The following is a 2,299-nucleotide window of genomic DNA, read 5'->3' as shown; positions in this document are numbered from 1 at the left end:
ACGTGTATAATCAATTGCTTGATTATCGCCTACTTGGAAATTCCTTCGGAATTTCCTCTGGTTCGTTTTTGTTTACTAACTTAGTCCTAGCCAACGCAACTGAACCATACACGAACACGTTAGCAGCAACTTAAAACGAACATTGGGAATATTTAGTTTTATAAAGAAAAACCGAGTAGAATCATCGCCTAAAAATATAATTAAGCGAATGATTGACTACATTCCTGAATTCTATAAAAACCATAGACAATTTCAAAACAGCATTGAATTTTACGAAAAAAACGAATTTGGACTTGCTTTGGAAAGTCTTGTTGAATTAGCAGACGAAACCGAACATTATTTTTCAGAAGAATTTTGGACTGAATTAGCTAAAGCAGCCAAAATAATGGAAATGGACAAAGTGAATTCTTATTGTAAAAAGCAGTCGAAAACAACTTTAAAAGGATTGGACTATAAATTACCTTTTGGTTGGACAACTTATAAAGTAAGTGAGAATAATTTTCAAGTACATATTTCAGAGAAACTAAATGGAGAATGGAAAACAGAACGAAGAAAAAAAGACGGAATTGAAAAACTGCTGACTAAAAACGGAATTCATTTCTCGAATAAAGGAAGAAATGGATATATCTATTTTGTAGAAAATGGAAAACTGATAGAGTTCGAATGGGAATTAGAAGTTGGAGGAATAAGATTATGGTTTGAAACAGAAAACCATTGGTGCTTGCCTACCAAATCGGAATTAAAAAAAGAGGACAAATCAAGAATTAAGGAATTGATTATTGATTGGGCTAAACAGAATAAAGAACGAATTGAATTTGATTAAAAAGCAGCTGCTAACAACGTGTATAATTCATTGCTAGTTCTAGCTTACTTACGAAAGTCCTCGCGGACTTTCTATATGTGATTTATTTGTTAAATTTAGTGCTTAAACACGCAACGAAATCATACACAATTCCGTTACCACCAATTTGAGAAAATGACGAAACTGAAATTCATATATCTTATTTTTATTCCACTAATTTTAGGCTGTGAAACCGAGAAAAAAAGCACCCAAAATAATCTAATCGGAGAATGGAGTAAAATTGAAAAAATTGATGACAATGATTATTCACAACCACCAGGTTTTAATAGACCTTTTGGTATTGGGTTTACAGAAGATAAAATCGAACTATTTAATGGATTTAAAAGATACGACCAAGATTCGATTACAAAAAAAAGGCAACTGAATTACAAAGGAACGTTTACTGACTATAAAGTTAAAAACGATAGTATTTTTATCTTAAATCCATTTAATAGAAATTGGGAGTTTAAATGGAAAATTAAGAAACAATTAACTGACACTTTAATTCTTACAAAAAATGACACAACTTTCATTAAACTTCAAAGAATAAAAGAGAAAAAAAGCAACTCATTTGACCAAATTATATTCTCAAGTTCTGGTTGTTATGGTTCTTGCCCAATAATCGACATTTCAATAAATAATAATAACAAAATATATTTTCAGGGAGAAGGCTATGTAAAACCATTAGGGTTTTATGAATCCTTAATTGATAGTATTAAAACTGATTACATATTTTCAAAGTTTGCGAAAGCAAATATCGACAGTTTAAAAAGTGATTATGCAGTTGGACATACAGATGATGAAAGTATTACAACAACATTTGTGAAAGATGGACAAATAATCAAGACGATTCACGATTATGGGAAAGCAGGTCCAAAAGAATTAATTTGGGCCTATGTTCCTATTCAAAGTTTATACACACAAATTGAACTTGATAGTTTAGCAAATGACGAACCATTTTATCCAAAACTACATTACTACACTTTCAAAAAAGATTCAAAGATATTACGATTAGAAAAATCAGAAAGCTTCTTTTTATGGACAGAAATAAAAGACTCTAAAATAGTTAACACAAAATTTAATTCTAAATATAATATTGGCTTTAGAGGTAATTATACATATTGGGGAGCTGACCCAAACGAAAAAAGAAAACACCAATATGAATTGGATAAAATTGAATCTGATGGGAAATTATTTAAGTTTTCATTCAAAGACCAAAAGTCAGTAACATATGATTTAGGATACAACTTTATCGAAAGGAATTTTAAAGAATCTGATTTTAAGAAAAAAACGAAATACGATTAAAAAACTGGTGGTAACACCGTATATAATTTATTGCTAGTTCTAGCCTACTTACGAAAATCCTCGCGGATTTTCTATTCGGTTTTTATTTGCTAAATTAGGTGCTTAAACCACCCAACAAACCATATACAAACACGTTAGCTTTAATGCTGAAGC

At 30.3% G+C, this 2,299-nt stretch carries 2 protein-coding genes; both read left to right on the top strand.

The genetic code is table 11. The features are described from left to right. Positions 1-208 precede the first annotated feature (208 nt). Complete coding sequence (locus tag ITB9_RS00735) at positions 209-823, top strand: hypothetical protein (protein ID WP_054850729.1); 615 nt, start codon at positions 209-211, stop codon at positions 821-823. Between the two features lie 153 nt (positions 824-976). Then, complete coding sequence (locus ITB9_RS00730; RefSeq protein WP_054850728.1) at positions 977-2,146, top strand: DUF6438 domain-containing protein; 1,170 nt, start codon at positions 977-979, stop codon at positions 2,144-2,146. Positions 2,147-2,299 lie beyond the last annotated feature (153 nt).

Origin of the sequence: Olleya sp. ITB9 (assembly GCF_001315805.1) — a bacterium.
Classification (GTDB): domain Bacteria; phylum Bacteroidota; class Bacteroidia; order Flavobacteriales; family Flavobacteriaceae; genus Olleya; species Olleya sediminilitoris.
The sequence above is the reverse complement of the archived record's forward strand: the minus strand, read 5'-3'. Positions and strand labels throughout refer to the sequence as shown.

What these genes read in the sequence shown, in the direction of transcription:
- ITB9_RS00735 (WP_054850729.1), top strand. Translation starts at nt 209, where the DNA reads ATGATTGACTACATTCCTGAATTCTATAAAAACCATAGACAATTTCAA.
- ITB9_RS00730 (WP_054850728.1), top strand. Translation starts at nt 977, where the DNA reads ATGACGAAACTGAAATTCATATATCTTATTTTTATTCCACTAATTTTA.